General features: G+C 44.1%; 15 protein-coding genes and 3 pseudogenes. 8 read left to right on the forward strand and 10 right to left on the reverse strand.

Annotated features, from left to right (window positions below; all coding sequences use genetic code 11):
* The first annotated feature begins 3 nt into the window (after nt 1-3).
* The 5 genes from R50345_RS07245 (at nt 4) to R50345_RS07265 (ending at nt 6,741) form a co-directional block, all read left to right on the forward strand.
* Nucleotides 4-1,770 carry a sensor histidine kinase gene (locus R50345_RS07245; protein WP_042125306.1) on the forward strand — a complete coding sequence of 589 codons (1,767 nt, stop codon included), beginning with the start codon at nt 4-6 and terminating at the stop codon, nt 1,768-1,770.
* A 2-nt stretch (nt 1,771-1,772) separates the two neighbouring features.
* Complete coding sequence (locus R50345_RS07250) at nt 1,773-3,350, forward strand: response regulator transcription factor (protein WP_042125307.1); 1,578 nt, start codon at nt 1,773-1,775, stop codon at nt 3,348-3,350.
* Nucleotides 3,351-3,646: 296 nt separating this feature from the next.
* Nucleotides 3,647-4,939: an ABC transporter substrate-binding protein gene (locus tag R50345_RS07255; RefSeq protein WP_042125309.1), complete on the forward strand. Its 1,293-nt coding sequence runs from the start codon at nt 3,647-3,649 to the stop codon at nt 4,937-4,939.
* Nucleotides 4,940-5,026: 87 nt separating this feature from the next.
* Nucleotides 5,027-5,908 carry a carbohydrate ABC transporter permease gene (locus tag R50345_RS07260; protein WP_052414512.1) on the forward strand — a complete coding sequence of 294 codons (882 nt, stop codon included), beginning with the start codon at nt 5,027-5,029 and terminating at the stop codon, nt 5,906-5,908.
* Nucleotides 5,905-6,741, forward strand: a complete 837-nt coding sequence (locus R50345_RS07265; RefSeq protein WP_042125311.1) for a carbohydrate ABC transporter permease — start codon at nt 5,905-5,907, stop codon at nt 6,739-6,741. Before R50345_RS07260 ends, R50345_RS07265 begins: the two co-directional genes overlap by 4 nt.
* Before the next feature lie 73 nt (nt 6,742-6,814).
* Here the strand turns inward: R50345_RS07265 and R50345_RS07270 are convergent, their stop codons facing one another.
* The 3 genes and pseudogenes from R50345_RS07270 to R50345_RS07280 form a co-directional block, all read right to left on the reverse strand.
* Nucleotides 6,815-9,469 carry a cation-translocating P-type ATPase gene (locus R50345_RS07270; protein WP_042125313.1) on the reverse strand — a complete coding sequence of 885 codons (2,655 nt, stop codon included), beginning with the start codon at nt 9,467-9,469 and terminating at the stop codon, nt 6,815-6,817.
* 413 nt (nt 9,470-9,882) lie between these two features.
* Nucleotides 9,883-10,113, reverse strand: coding sequence for a hypothetical protein (locus R50345_RS07275; RefSeq protein ID WP_042125315.1), 231 nt, complete (start codon nt 10,111-10,113; stop codon nt 9,883-9,885).
* 36 nt (nt 10,114-10,149) lie between these two features.
* A pseudogene (locus tag R50345_RS07280) lies at nt 10,150-10,656 on the reverse strand (MFS transporter); the annotation flags it as partial.
* A 204-nt stretch (nt 10,657-10,860) separates the two neighbouring features.
* Here R50345_RS07280 and R50345_RS32415 point away from each other — a divergent pair.
* Nucleotides 10,861-11,441: pseudogene (locus tag R50345_RS32415) on the forward strand (TetR/AcrR family transcriptional regulator).
* Nucleotides 11,442-11,512: 71 nt separating this feature from the next.
* Here the strand turns inward: R50345_RS32415 and R50345_RS07290 are convergent.
* From R50345_RS07290 to R50345_RS07300, 3 genes are read right to left on the reverse strand one after another with little or no spacing between them, the layout of a single operon-like run.
* Nucleotides 11,513-12,778, reverse strand: a complete 1,266-nt coding sequence (locus tag R50345_RS07290) for an ABC transporter substrate-binding protein (RefSeq protein ID WP_042131956.1) — start codon at nt 12,776-12,778, stop codon at nt 11,513-11,515.
* A gap of 43 nt (nt 12,779-12,821) precedes the next feature.
* Nucleotides 12,822-13,661 (reverse strand): carbohydrate ABC transporter permease, encoded by an 840-nt coding sequence (locus R50345_RS07295; RefSeq protein WP_042125319.1) that lies wholly within the window; start codon nt 13,659-13,661, stop codon nt 12,822-12,824.
* Nucleotides 13,661-14,542 (reverse strand): carbohydrate ABC transporter permease, encoded by an 882-nt coding sequence (locus R50345_RS07300; RefSeq protein ID WP_042125321.1) that lies wholly within the window; start codon nt 14,540-14,542, stop codon nt 13,661-13,663. Before R50345_RS07300 ends, R50345_RS07295 begins: the two co-directional genes overlap by 1 nt.
* 175 nt (nt 14,543-14,717) lie before the next feature.
* On the opposite strand from R50345_RS07300, the gene R50345_RS07305 reads away from it, so the two are divergent.
* Together R50345_RS07305 and R50345_RS07310 are read left to right on the forward strand one after the other, a co-directional pair.
* Entirely contained in the window at nt 14,718-15,188 is a 471-nt protein-coding gene (locus tag R50345_RS07305) for a VOC family protein (RefSeq protein WP_042125323.1), read from the forward strand.
* The gene (locus R50345_RS07310; RefSeq protein ID WP_042125325.1) at nt 15,185-15,883 is read left to right on the forward strand and encodes an SDR family oxidoreductase; all 699 of its coding nucleotides are present in this window, start codon (nt 15,185-15,187) and stop codon (nt 15,881-15,883) included. Before R50345_RS07305 ends, R50345_RS07310 begins: the two co-directional genes overlap by 4 nt.
* A 280-nt stretch (nt 15,884-16,163) precedes the next feature.
* On the opposite strand, the gene R50345_RS07315 is transcribed toward R50345_RS07310, so the two are convergent.
* From R50345_RS07315 to R50345_RS07330, 4 genes and pseudogenes are all read right to left on the reverse strand, one after another.
* A complete protein-coding gene (locus R50345_RS07315) occupies nt 16,164-17,171 on the reverse strand; it encodes a FecCD family ABC transporter permease (RefSeq protein ID WP_042125327.1) in 1,008 nt (335 codons plus the stop codon).
* The gene (locus R50345_RS07320; protein WP_042125329.1) at nt 17,168-18,175 is read right to left on the reverse strand and encodes a FecCD family ABC transporter permease; all 1,008 of its coding nucleotides are present in this window, start codon (nt 18,173-18,175) and stop codon (nt 17,168-17,170) included. The genes R50345_RS07315 and R50345_RS07320 overlap by 4 nt, the downstream gene beginning before the upstream one ends.
* A gap of 5 nt (nt 18,176-18,180) precedes the next feature.
* Nucleotides 18,181-19,127, reverse strand: a pseudogene (locus R50345_RS07325) (iron-hydroxamate ABC transporter substrate-binding protein).
* Nucleotides 19,128-19,301: 174 nt separating this feature from the next.
* Nucleotides 19,302-20,954: a helix-turn-helix domain-containing protein gene (locus R50345_RS07330; RefSeq protein WP_042125331.1), complete on the reverse strand. Its 1,653-nt coding sequence runs from the start codon at nt 20,952-20,954 to the stop codon at nt 19,302-19,304.
* Between the last annotated feature and the right edge of the window lie 170 nt (nt 20,955-21,124).

Genomic DNA, 21,124 nt, shown 5'->3' on the forward strand with positions numbered 1-21,124 from the left:
GAAGTGAAATTCTCCTTGCGCCAGCAGATGATCATTTCCTTTTCGGTTGTTTTTAGTGTTCTGATCGTCGTCTTTGGCAGTTTGATTCTAAGATACAACTTATCCAGTTATCAGAAGCAAAGCTATGATTCTATGAATAAAGTGGTCAAGGCAAATATTTTATTAATTGATAATTATTTAACACAGATTATTTCCGTGTCCAAAATTGTAGCCAGTGATCCGGATATTATTAAGGCTGTTACTTATCGCAACAGCATCGATGAAATAGATTACTCGGTTGAGCTCTATAATCAACGTAATGTCGACTCCAAAATCAAACAGCTCGATGTTCTTGGCACGATTACGAATGCCTTGGTGATTGGCGATGATTATGAATATTTGTATTACTATGGCAGCTCTCCGGTCAGGGGATATCGCTTCGACCAACAGGAATGGTTCGTCAAATCCGCATTAAATGTTGACAAACCCATTCATTTTACCAACTTTCATTCATCCGACTATCTGCTGGATCATGCAAACCATCAAACCGTATCGGTGATTATGCCAATCATTAACGGTAATCAATACAGTGCAACCCATACCTTTTTAATGACAGACTTTAATCATAATCCGATTATCTCTGATAAGAGCGGCGAAGATAATGTGGAAATCGCTATTTATGATGGGACTACACCTATTCAATTTGCTAACAACAGCAATCTTTCCACGCTTCAAAAGAATGAAGTTGCCAAGCATCTAGAAAAGAATGAAAAATCATTTATTATTTCTAAATCCGGCAGTGATTCCGTATCATACCTCATTATCAATGAGCCATCTCTTGTTTCGGGTTGGTCCATTCTTGGGATCATGCCGCTTACGGAAATGGAGGAAATGAAATCGAATACTTCCAAAGTGGTTATAACGATTATCGTAACCGCTTGCATAGGCGTCATTATTTTGTCTGTGATGATTTCGCGATCCATCCTAAACCCTATGCAGAGCTTGTTGCAACGATTTAATCAAATTGCATCGGGGCGCAGAGATATCACCTTTAAATATTCCAAGAGCAAAGAAGTGAATTTGATTGCTGAAACGGCTGACTATATGCTCAAAAGTATCAACCATTTAACGGATGAGATTGTAGAAGAGCAAACAAGATTAGCAGGTGAGCAGCTTAAAGCGCTTCAGCATCAGATCAATCCTCATTTCTTGAATAACGTGCTTCAGTCGATAAAAGCAATGGCAGTAACGGGCGATAATCATTCCATCTCTCGTGCAACGACGCTGCTCGGTAAAATCTTGTCGTATTCGGTTTATAACCCTTATGAAATGGTAGGGCTAAAACAGGAGTTTGAATACACCGAAAATTATATCGCCCTGCAAAATATACGCTTTAACGATCTGATTATTTTTGATGCACATTGTGATGAACAGCTGGAACATTTCTTGGTGCCAAAACTGATGATTCAGCCTCTGGTTGAAAATGCCATCGAGCATGGTTTTGAGAACCGGAAGGAAGGCTCCATTTTCGTATCGGCAGAAGATGATGGAGATGAAATTTATATATCCGTTACAAATAACGGCAATTCTATTGAGATTGCGGACATGGAGCGTATTAATGAGATGCTTTCCAGTCGGGATACCTATACACAAAGCAAAAGTATCGGACTATTAAATCTAAATCAAAGGCTGAAAAGCTGTTTTGGATCACAAGCAGAAGTGAAAATGTTATCGAAGGGCGGCATAAATACAACCATTGTTATTACGATACCCAAAGCAGGAAGAGGATGAATATGCTGACAGCAATTATTGTAGATGATGAGAATTTGTCCGTTAAAATGATGGAAAGTATTTTGGATTGGCATGGGCTTGGCATTAGCATCAGTGGAACAGCAGAGAACGGTATTGAAGCTTTGGAACTTTTTTACCGTGTGAATCCCAATATCATCATTACAGATATAAGAATGCCAGGATTGAATGGACTCGATTTTATTAAAAAAGCGAAGCTTATGAATCCTGAAGCTGAATTTATTTTAATCAGTGCTTTTGCTGATTTTGATTATGTTAAAAAAGCGATGGAACTCGGTTGTTGCAATTATATTTTAAAGCCGGTAGATGAATATGAGCTGGAGCAGACACTGAAAAAAATCGTTGCCAAAATAGAGGATAAAAAAGCAGCTGAAAAAGATGCGCTGAAAAAGCAAATGGAGCATCATAAATTGGCGATTTACCATTATATGAATTCGGGTGCTAATCCGCTAGCCGCAGGAAAAAGTGCTGGAAAGCTGGAGGTCAATTTCGAAAGTTACTGCTTATTTAACTTTATCCTTAAGGATCAATCTATTAATGATTATATTGAAGGCGGCATGCAATTGGACGCACAAATGCCTTTTATTATGGAACGGATGTCCTCGGTGATTAAAGAGTTTGGGCAATGTATGCTGTTCCCTTATAGCGACTATTCCTGGACAGCCATTCTCAGTGGGAACTGCTCGCAGGAGGATCTGCAGAAGTGCGCTTTGAAAATGATCACTTTATTTAAAAATGAAATTCACAGAGACATTAATGTCTGCTTTAGTCCGCAAGGAACCCGGTTTGATGAATTGCCACAGCTATATCGACACCTTACTTCTCTTATCCGTTACAGTGCCTACGTCAGGGATGAGCCAATCCTGGGTTACGGCTACAATATAATAGAAGAATATATACAGCAAACGGATTTTTTGGTCTATATTAAGCAGCTGACCGATGCCTTAAACAATAACGAATCGGAGGACGCGGCATGTATCGTTGAAGAAGTACTGATGTTATCATGCAAATCCAATCCGGAATATCTGCACTTGTTTATTGATTTCTACTATACGGTTTTCTGTGCGATACGAGAAAAATTAGTCGAAGAAAACAATCTATCTGAAGAGCATCATGAAATCCTCAACTTGAGTTATAAGGATATATCCGATATGTCCACTGCGAACGAAATAAGCTGCTTTTTGAATCGGATCATTCAGCTTCTCCAGGGAAATCATCTTCAACCAGCGAGATCTCAATACGGTCAATTGGTTGAAACAGCTATCCGCTATTTGAGTGAAAACTACAACCGCAATTTGTCTTTGGAAGAAATATGTACTGAACTGGCAGTTAGTAAAAACTACTTTAGTTATTTATTTAAACAAAAAACAGGGAAAAATTTATGGGCTTATTTGACGGATATTCGGGTTAGTAAATCCAAGGAACTATTGCGAACGACAGCGTATAAGAGCTACGAAATCGCGTATATGGTCGGGTATGATAACCCAAGCTATTTTTCTAAATTATTCAAGAAATCCACCGGTCAGACACCGAATGAATATCGTGCGGCAATTAAGTCATAAAGAGTCTGTCTGTTGAAATCTATAAAACATTGATAAAAGGCTTACCCTCCGGTAGTGCAGATGGGGGTAGGCTTTTGTGATTTAGGATGCCGATCTTAATAAATTACATAATTTATTTCTTTAATCGTAATATATTTGCAATCGTTTACAAGCAGGGGAGAAATTCGCTCAACTAAAAATCAAACTCCTTAATTTATTGCCATAAGTACGGAATACGCTTTCTTTTATGCGAAGAGAGAACGTTTTATCATAATCATGTAAACACTTTCAATCAAATTAAAGGGGGAAACACAATAATGAACAAGAAATGGATGCCTCTGCTGCTGGCTTTTGCAATGCCGATGGCTATGGTGGCAGGCTGCAGCAAAAGCAATCAAACAGAAAATGCGACTGCATCCTCAGACCAGGGAACTAAAACAGAGGGGCAAGTTTCGATCCGGATTATGGGCTACAACTCGGAAGCATCAAGAGCAACCTATTTGAAGATGCTGCAAGAAAAGCTTCCCAATATCAAAGTAGAATTTCAATTTGTCGCGCTCGATAATTTTAATAATGTTTTAAACACTCAACTGCAAGCAGGTGAAGGCCCAGATATTATTGAATTGGGCGGAGAAGCCCGATTGCTTGCCAAAGCAGGTTATTTGATGGATTTGACGAGCGAAAGCTTTGTGTCCAAATATGCAGATGCGGGTCTGACTCCTTATTCTGTTGAAGGTAAAGTTTATGCGACCCCGTTACAAAGCTGGTACGAAGGGATTTTCTACAATAAGAAAATATTTAACGATAACGGGATTCAAATTCCAAAAAACTTCGACCAGTTCATTGAAATTCAGAAGGATCTAGCGGCTAAGGGAATTAAGCCTCAAACTATGGGAGCTCAATCTTGGGAGCCAATGATGAAGCAAAGCATTGGTCTTGTAAATAATGATTATTATTCAAATCCGAGTAATAAGGGCTTCGACGAGAAATTTAATAAAGGGGAAGCGAGCCTTGCGGAGACATGGGAACCTTATGTAGAAAACTGGTCGCGTATGATCAAAGAAGGCATTCTTAAGCCGGATATGCTGGGACTGAGCTATGATCAGGCACTGGATGAGTTCGCTACAGGTAAAGCGGCTATGTGGGAAAGTGGTCCGTGGGCAGTGAGCACCATTCTGGAAAAAAGCCCGGATTTTGAACTTGGCATGTTCCCGATCCCTGGCTCTAATGAAGGTCCAGGCTGGTTAGTGGGTGGACCTGGATCAGCTTTTGCCATTAACGCGAACACGAAGCATAAAGCCGAAGCGCTTCAGATTCTGGAACTTACTGCAACACCAGAGGCGCAGCAAGCATTAATCAAAGATAATGCTGGGAGCTCTTTCCTTAAGGGAGTAGATGTGGATCTCGGAGAGATTTATGCGGACGCTAAAGAGGCTTTTAAGGCAGGAAACGTATACGCTCCTTGGACAGCGGCATGGGATTCAGGAAATCCGATTGTAGAAGCTTACGGGAAATCGCTACAAGAAGTACTTGCTGGGACCAAAACTGTGAAGCAAGCGCTTGAAGATGCGGATCAAGTGAATCAGACGATGCGTGATTCGTTGAAATAACAAGAGAAAGCTACAGGGGATAAAGCCGGCTGCTATATAGCTCACCGGCCTTTTCTCTAGGGTAGACATAGAAAGGAGAGACACCGCTTGAATATCAAACATAGAGATCGGGTTTTTCTTATGATGATCCTTCCTGCCTTTATTGGTTTTACAATACTTTTTATTGTTCCGACACTCATGAGCTTTGGGTATAGTGTAACGAATTGGTCGGTGTATAAGCCCAATTTCAGCTTTATTGGCCTAGATAATTATGTGAAATTATTTCATGATACCAAAAATATGACAGCGATCAAAAACTCTGTAAATTATGCGTTAGTGATCACGATCATCCAGAATACCCTGGCGATTCTATTCGCAACGCTGCTTAATAAAACAGGATTTGTCACCAATCTCGTCAAATCTATTTTCTTTTTTCCGGCAGTGTTAAGTGTATTGGTCGTAGGGTTTTTGTTCCAATACATAATGACCTCGGCAGATTACGGATTGTTAAACAATATTATTCAGTTTTTTGGAGGTCATCCTGTCAATTGGCTAGGAAACGGTAAAATTGCACTTTATTCTGTACTGTCGACTCAGGTATGGCAATGGACAGGTTGGAGTATGGTTATTTATATCGCCAATTTGAAAAGCATTGATTCTTCCCTTTATGAAGCGGCCAATATCGACGGCGCCAGCAAGCTTCAAACCTTTAGAACAATTACGCTTCCTCTGCTGTATCCTGCTGCCTCATTTAATATTTTGATGAGTCTGATCGGAGGAGTGAAGGTATTTGATGTTGTATTTGCTATGACTAAAGGGGGACCCGGTTCTGCTACGGAGACCATCATGACAACATTGATTCGGGAAGGGTTCAGTTCAGGACGAACTGCGTACGCTTCGGCATTTGCTGTTGTATTCTTTGTCATTGTATTTACCCTATCCAAACTGGTTACCTTCTTCTTGAATAAATGGGAGGAGAGAATTTCATGAAAATCAAGAATAGAAAATTACGATCTTCGTTTACTAATATAATGTATCTGTTGGCTGGAGCGGTTGTATTTCTTCCGATTTATTATTTGCTGATCACTACGTTTAAGACACCGGCAGAAGCCACAGCAAGCCCGTTTGGGCTTCCCAAGTCACTGAATTTTAGCAATTATAGTAAGGCATACAGCGCTATGGATTATCCGAGAGCAGTATCAAACAATCTGTTAATTACCGTGTGTTCTGTCATTATTATTATTTTAATCTCTTCTATGGCCGCTTATGTAATCGCTAGAAGTGACCGGAAAATTTTTAAATGGATGTTTTCGATATTTATGGTCGGGTTGATTATTCCTTTTCAAATTGCGATTATCCCTCTGTATAAAATCATTTCGGGAATGAATCTCATGAATACTTTTCCCGGCATCATACTAATTGATGTTTTCTGCATCAACTTGCCATTATCCATCTTTTTGTTCAGGGGTTTTATTTATACCGTACCGATAGAACTGGAGGAAGCAGCGGCTATTGATGGATATGGAACTTTCCGTACGTTCTGGAGCATTATATTTCCATTACTAAAACCCATCGTTTCTACTGTGGCAATTTTAGATGCCTTGGCAATCTGGAATGACTTTCTGACGCCGCTTCTGTTCCTCCAAGATCCGAACAAAGCGGTACTGCTGCAAGAGGTATATAAAAACGTCGGTCCGTTTTCTACGGATTGGACCTCCTTTTTCCCAATGCTAGTGTTGGCCACTCTGCCTTTGGTTATCTTCTTCCTGATTATGCAGAAGAGCATCATCGACGGTGTTGTCGCTGGTGCGGTGAAAGGATAAGTTATAAACAACAGAAGAACAGCGATCCTCCATCCTTGGAGAATCGCTGTTCTGTCTTTTCGGTCAATTGTGATTAAGAAGCTGATTTAGGAGTAAACGCTCTACGAATAACCTTCGTCAATTCCATTAGGATGACGGCGCCGAGTGCCAGACCACTTGCAATCAGCCAATCGGACATTCCGAACGAAGCTGGAATCGAGAAGATTTCTCTAACCCCAGGTAGAACCGCAATGCCATAAAAGGCAAAGCAGACCAGAACAGCTCCGATGACGTATTTGTTGCTGAAAAAGCCAGCTTCAATAGCGGTTTGACTGTTCGAGCGGGCGGCAAAGGTCTGAAGCGTACGAGACAGAATCAGGGTTGTGAACGCCATAGCCACGCCCATATCAGGGGAATGCTGGAGTCCGATATACAAGGATACAATTACGGCTATACCAATCAGTAGACCACGGGTAATAATAGCCTGCATCATTCCTCCAGCAAATATACCTTCCTTGAGTTCTCTTGGATTTCTATTCATCACATTAGGTTCAGGTTTCTCCATACCAAGCGCAATGGCTGGGAGAGAATCATTCGCCAGGTTGATAAATAGAAGCTGAATCGCCGTGAAGGGATTAATCCAGTCGAAAATCAGGGCAAAGAGTATGGCGATAATCGCACCCAGGTTACCTGAAAATAAATAGGCGATCGCTTTTTTGATATTGTCGAATACCGTTCTGCCCACAGATACAGCATTAACAATCGATACAAAATTATCATCGGTCAAAATCATGGCAGCCGCATCTTTAGCAACGTCGGTTCCACTGCCCATAGCAACACCGATATCTGCTTGCTTCAAGGCAGGTGCGTCATTTACGCCATCACCGGTCATGGCTGTAATTTTGCCTTTTCGCTGCCACGCACGGACAATTCTGATCTTGTTCTCCGGGGAGACTCGGGCGTATACACCAATCTGCTCAAGCTTATTATCCAGTTCTTCGTCAGACATGGCATCGAGCTCTTGACCGGTTACGGCAATTTCTTTTTCGGTCATCAGGCCGATATCGCGTCCAATCGCTTGTGCGGTTGTCTTATGATCACCAGTAATCATGATGGTCCGAATTCCAGCCTTCTTAGATTCTTCGATCGCACCATAGACAGCTTCCCGAGGGGGATCAATCATAGCTGTCAAACCTACGAGTACCAGGTTTTGCTCATCCTCCAGTCCGACTTCAGTGACCGTATTGGGTACAGTTTTGTAAGCATAGGCAAGTACACGTAGTGCTCTGCTGGAGAATTCCTCATTGGCTTCAATGAAACGATCAAGAACTTCCGGAGTCATCGGCACTTCTTGTCCACTTAGTAGTACATGCGTACAAAGACTAAAGAGTACATCCGGTCCGCCTTTGGTGATCATTGCTTTTTGTCCGTTAAAAGTGTGTAAGGTCGTCATCAGCTTGCGATCCGAGTCAAAAGGAAGTTCGGCTTCGCGAGGGAAATTGTCGCGTATTTCCTTGTAATCTTTGTTCATGCTGTTACTGAAGGCAATAAGTGCCACCTCAGTTGGATCGCCTAGTTCTTTACCATCCTCATTAATGTTAGAGTCGTTACAAAGCACGGCAATGTGTAGGAGGCGCCGGGCTTCCTCAGACCATTCTTCGGGCTCACGATTGAATTGATCACGGTCACCTTCCGGTAAAAAGTAATCTACAACCGTCATTTTATTCTGGGTCAGGGTGCCGGTTTTGTCCGTACAGATGACACTGGTTGACCCAAGTGCCTCGACGGCTGGAAGCTTACGGATAATCGCATGTTGCTTAGCCATCTTGTTCGTACCTACAGATAAGACAATCGTTACAATGGAGGATAGAGCTTCTGGAATAGCGGCGACCGCTACAGCGACTGCAAACATTAGGGCATTCAGAATGGCTTCCGTGGTATCCACTGTATCATTCGACAGCCAAACACGTCCGGCTTGGATGGCAAAGATCAAAACGGACAGCACGATAATCGCTACACCCAACTGCTTGCTAAAGGTTTCGAGCTTACGCTGTAGTGGCGTCTGCTTGGCTTCGGCGCTCTCAATGAGTTCAGCGATTTTGCCGATTTCGGTTGTCAGTGCAGTTCCTGTTACTACAAGAGTTCCACGGCCATATACAACCAAAGAACCGCTAAACGCCATATTACGGCGGTCCCCGAGTGGAGATTCTTTCGCGATGGTATCCGTATGCTTCTCTACAGCTTCGGATTCTCCGGTCAGCATGCCTTCATTGATCTTCAAGCTTCCCGATTCTATGATACGGCCGTCGGCAGGTACAAAATCTCCAGCCTCCAGTAATACGATATCACCGCGAACAAGCTCTCTGGCAGGGACGGTTTTTAAGGCTCCATCCCGCAACACTTTGGCCTCGGGTGCTGACATCTGCTGCAGGGCATCAAGTGAACTCTCCGCTTTACGTGTTTGGATGACACTTATAACTGCATTGAGAATCAACACGAGGAAAATGATAAGCGACTCCATAACTTGGCCCATAACAATCTGGACAATGGCCGCAATAAGCAGTACGACCACCATAGGGTCCTTGAAATTTTCAAGAAAAAGCTTCCAGAGGGGATCTTTTTTCTTTCCTTTTAATTCATTGTAACCATCACGTTCCAGTCGTTTGTCGACTTCTGCCGACTTAAGCCCGTTAGTTGTACTCTGCACTTCCTGTAAACTGTCTGTTACATTCTTGCGGTAATACTCCACTAATGATAGCTCCTCTCCGCTGTGCTGTGTCTTTGTTTAGGTCTCATAAGCTTCGATTTACTGCATAAGTGCACATAACTGCGTGTTCTACACAAGTATGGTATATCAGTTCGTCAAATCAGTAGACTTCAGGACCTATCTTCAAACTTACGATTTAACTTGGCGCAAGTTTCAAAATATGGAGCTTAGTATGCGCATATCTAAAAAAAGATCATTCGTAATCGTCTATATTGTGAAATCTTTTTAATGAATAGTATTGGATTACCTATGAAGAAGTCTTATTACATGGGAAGACATAAGGAATTCCTGGATCCTGCGTGTGTTTTCCTATGATTATGGGGTAACGCCTTTAGTATCAGTATAGTAGTGGATAGAATCGGAAGGTAAAATAATGTGAGTATATATGTAAGCGTTCACAGAATGGAGGCGATTAATACCAAGAAAAGATGTTTCTGCAATGAGTGTACAAATGGGTACAACATTATCCGACATTGCGAATTAGATTGGTGGACCTGCACCTGATACGACAGCACTTTATTCGTGATTTGTTTAAGATAATTATTGGCCTCAGCTAATTCTGCGGAAGCTTCCGCCTTTGTCATAGTCTTCCATACACCTTCGGCATGGTTAACCGTATGAACCATCCGTATGATTCGCCTCGTTGGTTACGGTCAGCGTTTCAGAGTAGGTCCAATGGCAGGTGCAAAAATAATAGCTAACCCTACCATTCCCATGGCAGCCCCTCTTTTTGCAGGAGGGAACAGAGTCAAGATGACATTCGTGAGCAGTGGCATGATAATTACGGCCCCGGCAGCCTGAATCATACGGCCGGTCAGCAGAATAGGGAAGTTTGTTGCGATTGCCGAGACGATCGTTCCGGCCAGAAATATAAACATAGAAGCTTGAAAAAGTTCTCGCGTCGTAAACCGTTGCATCAAATAAGCGGTAATTGGGATTAGAACCCCGTTCACCAGCATATAGCCTGTTGTTAGCCACTGAGCGGTTGCAGCCGAAATATTGAAATCATGCATAAATTCGGGAACGGCTACGCTCATTACCGTATGATTCAGTGTCGCAAGAAAGGCGCCCAATATCATGATGAATAAGATGGGTCCCTTTTTTACGGAACTGCTTGTTACTTCTGTCTTTGTACTCACTCCACTCCATCCTTTCAAATCGTCGATCATGGACTAAATTTACAGTGTGTTGTATAGTTTACAATGCATGAATTAGATTATAAATGAAATTTTCATGTAATCAAGCAACGATTTGCGATAAAATGTAAAATAGTTTACATTCAATTTAAATTTGTAGTGTTTTCTCATTAAAAAACAACAATTTTTTGTAAAATGTAGTTTACGATAAGTTAGTTAAAGATTGGAGAGAGTAAGATGAATAACACAACGCAACGTACAGATCCCCGGGTACTTCGTACACGTCAATTGCTTAGAGATGCTGTGATTTAATTGCTGGAGGAAATGGATATTGAGAAAATATCAGTAAACCGTATTGCAGAGCGGGCTAAAATCAATCGTGTTACTTTTTATCTGCATTATCGGGACCTCCCGGATATGTTGGAAAAGATGGCGGATGAGATGGTGGAGGACATTCTGCAAGTGGTGAACAACGATAACGACCATCACGAATCGGTTGAGGAAGAGAATTTAAGGATATTAGAGAGTCTGCTTGAGCATATTGCGGAAAATGCAAAATTCCACAAAGTTATACTCACATCGAAACGGAACCGATTTTTACAGATCGCCTGTTCAACTTGATGGCGGAGATCATTTCTGCTCACCAGGAGAAAAAGGAGGGCGCCGCTGATCATTCCAAGATGCCCATACAGAAGGACATTGCCGTTTGGTACGGTTCAGCCGCCCTAATTGGCACGGTTATTTCTTGGCTTCGAGATGACATGCCTTATACGCCGGTATATCTAGCCAGACAAATCAGTATACTGCGCGCTAACTAGCCAAATGAATATGCTCAAAAGAAAAAGCCGCGCAACGTTGCGCGGCTTTTGATGTGTACAGAGCGGGTAAATCACTGCACACTGAGATTATCCCAGTTGACTTGGAATTCCTTCAGCATGCCTTCTTTGGTCAGCTTGCCACCGAGATAGCCTTGAATGCTGCTGGATAATTCCTGCGGCATCCCGTTCGGCAGGCGGGTCCAGTTCCAGGTCAGCGCTTGATCATTATCGGTATAGGCCAGCACCTCAGCACCTAGTGCTCCAAGATCTTCTTCGGTTCCGTTAATGTTGTCGAGCGCAGGGATGAACTGGAATTCCTTGGTGATATATTTTTTCCCCGTCTCGGAGGTGACGAGCCAATTCAGGAAGACCTTGGCCTCTTCTTTGACGGGGGAGTTCTTATTGATCACCCAATTGCTTGGTACGCCTACATACAGCTTGTCGTTATCTTCGGGTGTGTCATCAATGGGCATCGGCAGGATGCCCAGATTAAGATTGGAATCAATGCCGTCGATCTGTCCTTGTGTCCAGTTGCCCTGCTGCATCATTGCGGCTTCGCCGCTCGCTACCATAGTGACTTGGGTATTATAGTCGGTCGAGAGCGGGTTCTTGTTGCCATATTCAACAGTAAGGTCGAGTAGATCGATCCACTTGGAGAAAATAGGATCTCCGGCAAAGGTCTTGGAGCCGTCTGTAAGTCCGGCGATAAACGCTTCGGGATCTGGTTGCTGAGCGAAAGCTACGTTCACATTATGATTGCCGAGCACGAACCATTCCTGGTACCCATTGGCAAAAGGTGTGATCCCTGCCGACTTTAACTTCTCGGAGGCTTCACGTAGTGCGGTTAGGGTCAATGGCTTCTCTGTGATGCCGGCCTTCTTAAACAGATCCTTATTATAGATGAAGCCGTAGCCTTCCAGATTCATCGGCATGCCATAGAGCTTTCCATCTATGGTCATTTGTTCTGCTGCAAGCGGCTTTACATCCTTAGCCCAAGCTTCACCGCTCAGATCCTCTAGATATTCCAGCCACATATCTCTTTCATTGTTGCCGCCGATGGTGAAGATATCCGGTTCATCTCCGGAAGAGAATTTGGCGCGTAGGGAAGCACCGTAATCGGTACCGCCACCCACGCTCTGAATCTCCAGTTTAATATCTGGGTGTTCCTTCTCGAATTCAGTCTTAAGCGAAGCCAGCGCTTCGGATATTTCAACCTTGAACTGGTAGATATGCACGGTTTTGACTCCATTTGCATTGTCGCTGCTGCGTCCGCAGCCGGCTGTCAGGGTAGCCAGCAGCAGGGAGCATGCGAGGAGAATTCCACGTTGTATTCTCATATTCATTCATTCATCCTCTCTGGCTGAAAGTAACTTGTAGTCGTTAGCCCTTTACGGAGCCTTGGGCAATGCCTTCAATAATATATTTTTGCATGACTAGGAAAAAGATGACCACGGGCGTAATCCCGAGCACGAGTCCCGGAAGTGCCAAATCCCACTGCTTCGTATATTGTCCGAAAAAGCTATAAGTGGCGATGGGAATGGTGCGAAGCCCCGGGTCCTGCAGAATAAGCGAAGGCATCAGGTAATCGTTCCAGATCCACAGGGTATTCAGAATGATGACGGTGATAATAATCGGCTGCATGAGCGGAAGTACAATTCGGAAAAAAGTGCCGTAAGGACTGCTGCCATCCACCCTTGAAGCCTCTTCAATATCAAGAGGTACCGATTTGACGAAGCCATGGAACAGAAAGACAGTCATCGGGGCGCCAAATCCAAGATAGGCTAAGATCAAACCAGCGGTTGAATCCATAACCCCGATTCCGCTGACGACCTGCACCAGCGGAATCATGATCGACTGAAACGGGATAACCATAGCGGCTACTAATGCAATATAAAGCATGCGGTTGTACAAGCTGTTATTGCGGACCATTTTATAGGCACACATAGAGCAGAGGAACGCTAGCAGAATATTACTAACCACCGTGATGATAAAAGAGTTCAGGAAGGCACGAGGGAAATTGGTAGCTTTCCAAGCTTCGGCGTAGTTGCTCCACTGGAACGCGGTAGGCAGCGCAGCAGAATCTGAAAGAATCTCACTATAGCTTTTTACTGAGTTCGCTAGCAAAAAGTAAAATGGCACCAGGAATAGAAGACCTAGCAGGATCACAATCACTTCGACGAGAAGCAGAGGCACGTTGAATTTTTTGGCAGTAGTCTCCATTACAGCTCCACCTCTCTTTTCTTGGTTGCTCTAACCTGCAGCAGGGAGATCACAGCTACGATGACGAAGAAAATCATTGCTTTGGCCGAGCCCATACCGAACCTGCTGATCGTGTAGGCCTCATTATAAATATTCAACGCTACAGATTCGGTAGCTTTGAAGGGGCCGCCCTTGGTCAGCGACAGGTTAAGGTCGAATAGCTTAAACGACCAGGAGATCGACAGGAACAGGCAGACGGTTACAGCTGGCATAACGAGCGGGATGGTGACATGGCGTAAAGCCTGAAAACGTCCAGCGCCATCCACCTTCGAGGCTTCAATCAGGCTTTTGGGAACGTTGTTGATTGCGGAGATGTAGATGACCATCAGGTACCCTGCATTTTGCCAGACAAATACGATCACAATCGCCCAGAAGGCCGTCCCTCCGGTGCCCAGCCATGGAAGATTGAAGAAGGACCAACCGGTAGCTTGTCCGATAGAAGAGAATCCTCTAACAAAAATAAACTGCCAAATGAACCCGAGCAAAAGTCCGCCGATGACATGAGGGACAAAAAATACCGTTCTTAGAACATTGCGCGTAAACAGCTTGCGGGTCAGCACATAAGCGAGTGCAAAGCCGAGCAGATTGGTCAGTACTAAACCAAAGAAAGTGAACTTCGCTGTGAACCAGAAAGAATTAAGAAAGGAAGGATCTTTAGTGAAGATATGTAGATAATTCCGGAGCCCGGTCCACTCCACATGACGCGAGATTCCGTTCCAGCTGGTAAATGAATAATAGAGTCCCAGAAAGAAAGGAATCAGCACAATAATAAAGAAAAACAGGGAAGTTGGCCCGACAAAAACAAACTGTTGTATCAGGCGTGATCTTTTTCTATGGTCCATCGTTCCTCACCCCTTTTTGTTAATGTAAACTTTTCATTCTATAACCGGATTGGTGATTAACCGAAACAAGCAGGCTAGAAATCCGCTCTGCTTCAGAATGATTTCTTCTCAGGCTTGACAGCCCTTTCAAAGAATCAGTATGGTGGACTTGTCAGACAAATAGGAGGTTGAACAGATGTCAGGATTGCTTAGCAATTTTGTTACGCAGATTGGAATCTTGGTGAATGATGTTGAGAAGGTAAGTACGGCATATGCGGAGTTTTTTGGACTGAAGAAGCCGGAAATTATCGTTACTGATACAGAAGATATTGCGCAGACCCGTCATAAGGGCTTGGCGACGCAGGCACGGGCAAAGCTGGCTTTTTTTGATATGGGGTCCTTGCAGTTGGAACTGATTGAGCCGGATCATGAGCCGAGCACATGGCGTGATTACTTGAATGAGCATGGGGAAGGGCCTCATCATATAGCTTTTGTGGTTGAAGGGATGAAGGAGAAGATTATGCTGCTCGAAGGCAAAGGCTTCCCGCTCCAGCAAAAGGGTGAGTATATCGGAGGGCGTTATGCTTATATGGATACGTTCAAGGAGTTAAAGGTAATCGTAGAGCTGCTAGAGAACGACAAGGATAAAGGAGAGGACTCATTATGAATATTATAATTACCGGCGCCGGACGTGGATTGGGGTATGAACTGACGGCTGAGGCATTAAAGCGTGGTCATGGAGTGATTGCTGGGGTTCGCCGTCCTGATCAGGATCAAACAGCGTTATCCCAGCTTACTGAAACCTACGGAGATAAGCTAACTGTCGCAGCGTTGGATGTGACGGATGAAGCGGGAATCGCAGCACTGGCTGCTAGTCTACAAAAACAAGGGCGGACGCTGGGTGCCATTATTAATAATGCGGCGGTGCTCAGTGCCCGGGATACATCGATTGAAACGTTGGATTTCCAAGATATGCTTACAACAATGGATATTAATCTGTATGGACCAATGCGAGTGGTTAAGCATTTCCTGCCGCTACTCACGGAATCTGAATGCTCGATCATCAATGTATCGTCGGAAGCAGGCAGCATGACTAATGCATATCCAAACGACTATCCATATGGCATTTCCAAAACAGCGCTCAATATGTTCTCTCAGCAGCTGCATGTTTATGTAAAAGAACGCGGAATTCAAGTGCTTAGCGTGCATCCCGGGTGGATGCATACAGATATGGGCGGGGCAGAGGCCCCGACAAATCCAAATCAAAGTGCCGAAGGGATCCTTGACCTGATCGAGAAGCGGACTACACCTGAAGGTCATTTCATGTTTGTGGATTATACGGGTAAGGATATGAAGATTTGAGTACATCAGTTGAAATTAAAATTTATTCTATTAAGGTAAGTACGTGACTGCGGTGAATGTTTGGACTTCCGGCCGCTGTTGTCACCAGATTTCTTGATTAGATACCGCTCTTCGCGGTGGAAATCCGGTGACAAAGGCGGTCGCTAGCGCTCCTACAGTTCCAAACTTCCCCTCCTTCACTTTTCCTTTTTAGAATGTTTTTAAGTTCAACTTATATAAATAGCAGTTGTAAGTAAAGAGAACCTCGGTAATGCCGAGGTTTTTTTGTCTAAACAAATGCTTATTTCTTAAGCAATAAATAAGCGAAATAAGGTACGCCGATTAGCGACACCATGATCCCTGCCGGGATACCGTCAGGATCGACGAGATTGCGGCCAACAGTATCTGCGATCAGAAGCAACCAGCCGCCAAGCAATACAGCGACGGGAATAAACATCTGATTGCGCGGGCCCACAAGCGATTTTGCAATATGCGGAGCCATCAGCCCGATAAAGGCGATCCCGCCTGTGACGGATACTGCTGAGGCGGAAGCTGCAACAGCCGTGAGAATCAGGACGATACGTTCACGTTCCAGATTCAGGCCGACACCAATGGCGGATACTTCACTAAGACTGAGCAGGTTGAGTCGCTGTGATTTGTACAGGGTAAAGGGAACTAGCAAGATCAACCAAGGCAGTAAAGCCCAGATGAACGGCCAATCTGTACCCCATATATTCCCTGCAATCCATTTTGCAATAAAATCTACCTTGGCACGATCCGCGGACGAAATGATCACGATCATAACGCCAGACAACGCTAGGGAGAACCCTACCCCAACTAGCACCAGCCGAACAGGATCAAGTCCCTTAGTTCGACTATATGAAAATAGATAGATTAACGCGGCCGTAAGTAATGCCCCTATAAAAGCAACCAGCGGCAAAGCAAAAATAAATGATCCGGCGCTGACCGGAAAAAATAGAAAGAACACAGCGACAGCTACACCTGCACCGGAATTGATACCAATAATACCGGGGTCGGCTAGATCGTTTCGTGTAACGCTTTGCAGAATGGAACCGGATAACGCCAAGGCCATACCTGCCAGCAGTGTAATCAGAATTCGCGGCAATCTTACAGAGAATAATACAAAATCCTCTTTAAAGGTTCCGTGCCCGAATAGAACCGGAAGCAGCCTGTCAAAAGATAGGGAAGAGTATCCGATTCCCATGCTGACGATTGCTGTTAGCAGAATCAATCCGGTGCATACACATAGGATAATCCGTTGTTTTCGTACGGGTGCAGAGGAAATCATGAGAGTGTTTTACCTCCTTTCCGAACAACAATCAAGAAGAAAGGCAGCCCAAGCATAGCTACGACGGCGACCACTGGCGTCTCATAAGGTGCATGAATTGTCCGTCCAATTGTATCCGCGAGAAGCATGAACGATGCACCCGTAAAGATCGAAATCGGCAAAATATACCGGTAATCGGTACCGACAATCTTACGGACAATATGCGGAATCATCAGCCCTACAAAAGCCATATCGCCAATCAGAGCGACCGATGCTCCGGTCAGCAGAATAATAAGAGTAAATAGAGTCCCTTTAACCAAAGCAAGGTTTTGTCCTAATCCGATGGCTACCTCGTCACTTAAGCTAAGAATTGTTAACTGGTTTGAAAATATTAATGCCACCACGATGCCGATGAGAATAACGGGTGCGATAGCCTGAAGCTGGCCCCAGGTTGTGCCGATCAATCCACCCGCTGTCCACATGGATACATCCTTGGATATTTTGAAGGCAATGCTCACGCCACTTGCGATAGCATACAGGAAGGCAGATACGGCAGCACCAGCAAGCACGATTCGAATCGGAGAGAAGCCGCCTTGACGCGCGGAGCCGAGAATAAGCACTAACAAGGCTCCTAGAGCAGCGCCGAAGAAACAAGCGATCATGGTACCAAAATAATTCAGTCCCGGCAGAAATACAAACGTAAGAGCCAGCGCCATATTAGCTCCCGAGGTCAGACCGAGCAGGCCGGGGTCGGCTAACGGATTACGTGTAACCCCCTGCATGATAGCACCGGATACGGCAAAGGCGGCACCGATTAGCATGGCGGCCAGTTCGCGAGGCAGCCGGATTTCACGCAGAATAAGAACATTGTCTGCTTTTGAATTTGAGGTGATGGCAAGCCATAGGTCATTGAAAGTGGTTTCTTTAGCCCCGAATAGCATAGCAATCACGAGGCATATCACCATTACCAGCACGCTACCAAGCAGCTTATATAAAAATGGAATGGAAGTTTGCTTCGTAGTCATGATCTTTATTTTCCAAGAAATTGTTGTTCAAAAAATTCCAACTGGTACTCTAGGCTGAGTGGATCGTTAAAGTAGAATGCTTTTGCATCAGCCTCGAAAACACGATTGTTTTTGACGGCAGGGATGCTCTTGTAGATTTCTGTATTCTGGAAGGAATTATCCTCATCCGCGTTCTTGCTGAAAATCACGTAATCACCCAGATAATCCTTCAGCACTTCCGTCGAAACTGCGAAGAATCCATCCGTTTTGGTGCTTTCTTTTACTGATTCTGGCATACCGAGTTTGAAGTCCCCATAAAGAAGCTCAGTTCCGCGGCCAAAGTTATATCCGTAAACATATAATTGCTTATTGAAGGTCTCAATAACAGAGACAGTTGCATTATCGCCGATCTTCGCTCTGATTTCTTCACCAGCTTTTTAGTGCGGGCACTAAAGTCATCGACCCAAGCTTGAGCTTCTTTTTCTTTGTTCACCAATTTGCCGACTTCCAGCTGTTGGGTTAAATAATCTACATTATTATAAGTATAAGTAACGGTTGGTGCGATTTGCTTGAATTTATCGATATTCTTAATATCGGAGAGCCCGATGATCAGATCCGGTTGCAGTTCAATGATTTTCTCCAGACTTTCATCGCTAACCGCATCAACGTCTTTCAGCTGTTCTTCAAAGCGTGGGTTGGTTTTGGACATTTCATCTACGCCTACAACAGGCACACCCAGCGCCATAACATTACCTGTTAAAAAACGGGTGAGTACAACGACACGCTGAGGATGTGTTGGAACCTCAACAGGCCCGTCTTCGGATTGATAAGTAAAAGTTGCACTTTCTGACTCTGCAGCAGGAGCAGAAGATGGGCTTTTTGTAGGACTAGCCTCATTTTTCGCCTGGTTTCCCCCACAAGCACTGAGTGCAAGCCCCATAATAAGTACAAACGGAATAAATATCTTTCTCATTAAATAAGTCTCCCCTTTTTTGTATGACAGTGTTTCTTGGAACAATTCCAGAAGTGTAAATCAATCTTCAGCTATACCTAAGAGTGATTATGAGAATCATTCGCATTTGTAATCATTATAGGGATCACTTATGTGCCTAGCCATGCCTTTTTGTTGGAAAAAAGGCTTGGACTATTATTTGCCTCCGAATAAAGCTACAGCACGTCCCAGTTGTAAACGAATCGAAGCCGGATTATAAGGTACCCAGTCATCTAGATCAAGCAGCTGTACTTTCTTCTGCTGCACTGCGGGAAGCTGGCTCCAATAAGGGGATTGGAAGATCGCTTCAGTATGTGCTGTAGAGCCTTTGGCATCAGGAAATACAATGACTAAAATTCGGTTTCCTGCATAATCTGCAAGATCAGAAACCTCGATTGAAATCGAATGGAACCGATCTCCCAGCCTTTTTATCTCATTGTCAATCAAGGTTGGAGCTCTAAGCCCAAGGGATTGGTACATCACATAACCAACATTCCGTGCTCCGTAAACGAGTAGTTCCTCAGGCTTGATCACGAGAATGGTGACAATAGCTTTAGCGACAGTGCTGTGCTGCACTACTTCGCGGGCTTCTAGCTCTTCTTGTTCAAAATCGTTCAGCCACTGCTCCGCCCGTTCACTCCGCTGAATGGCTCGGCCGATTAATCGCAGCTGATCTTTCCATCCGATTTCGTTCCAAGAGATTTCCATAATCGGTGCTACAGCTCGCAGCTGCCCGGCCTTCAATCCGTATTCCTCCAGATGTTCTTTCGCCGCAATAATCAGTTCGACGTTGGCCTCAAGTAACAGCGACCTGATCTGTTCAGCAGAGCTGTTTGTATTGATAAATTTCATCGACTGCGGTGGTTCCTGATCCGAAAGATTCAAATATTCACTGCTTTCAGAGATGGTAACCGCAGGTTCTAAGCCAAGTAACAGTAGATGACTGGCATAAGGGGTAAGCATTACGGCAACTCGCTGGAACGAGCTTCGGCTGTAACCTGATGGAGATGCACCTGTCTGCAGCTTAAAGCGACGACTGAGATAAAATTCATCCTTGTAGCCTACCTTCAGCGCAATTTCCCTAAGTGTGCCTGAACCGTTAAGCAAAAGCTCCTTGGCACTATGAACCCGTAGCCGTGACAGATATTCGCTTTGGCTGAAGCCTGTCACCTGCTTGAACAGCGTTGAATAATGCGAGCTGCTTACACCCGCAATGGCGGCCAAGTACTCACGTGTTATTTTTTCGCTAAAGTGATTCTCCAGGTAAGAAATGCTCCGTTCCATCGAAGGTTGCTCATTGACTGTATATCTGGCTTCCTGCTGTTCTAATAATTGCAGAATAATTTGATGAAAGAGCATTTGATTCTGTATATGGCGTGTTTCTCGATCTGGCAGTCGGTGGAGATACAACTCCCTGATACTCGATACAATCGCAGGCTCATAGGGAAACAACAGCATATTTGAACCCGAAGCAATCTCGCTTTTTCGGATCATTGCACCGCCAGGTATGGCCTGTGTCTGCTCCTGAATCCAGATGGTGAGCTTATACACATGAAGCGGCTGCTGAAGATTTGTAATTAAAGCGGCATGAGTATTAGCGGGGAGTAGAATTACGCTTCCTTCTGTAAGCTCATAAGTTAGATTATTGACCTCAAGGCTCCCTTTACCAGCGGCAACGGCCAGCAGCACGGTTAGATTCTCATGGATCTGAGCTCTTGGTAGATTTGAGGTCCCATACATCGATTGAATGCTGCCAGCGCTATATAAAGGAAAATGAGATTCGGCCCATTCCGGGATAACGTTATTCAAAATAAGGCCTCCGTTAGTTGAATATATTTTCAAACTATAAATCTATGGATTGAACAGTATTATTGACTTCTGTGGAACCAATTATAACATCTTCCCTTTTTAAAAGATTTGTCTGTCCAAGAGAAAGCATATTGGATCGAATATACATACTACCAGGTATTCTTTATCCA

It is taken from the genome of Paenibacillus sp. FSL R5-0345 (genome assembly GCF_000758585.1).
In the GTDB taxonomy this organism is placed as follows: domain Bacteria; phylum Bacillota; class Bacilli; order Paenibacillales; family Paenibacillaceae; genus Paenibacillus_AQ.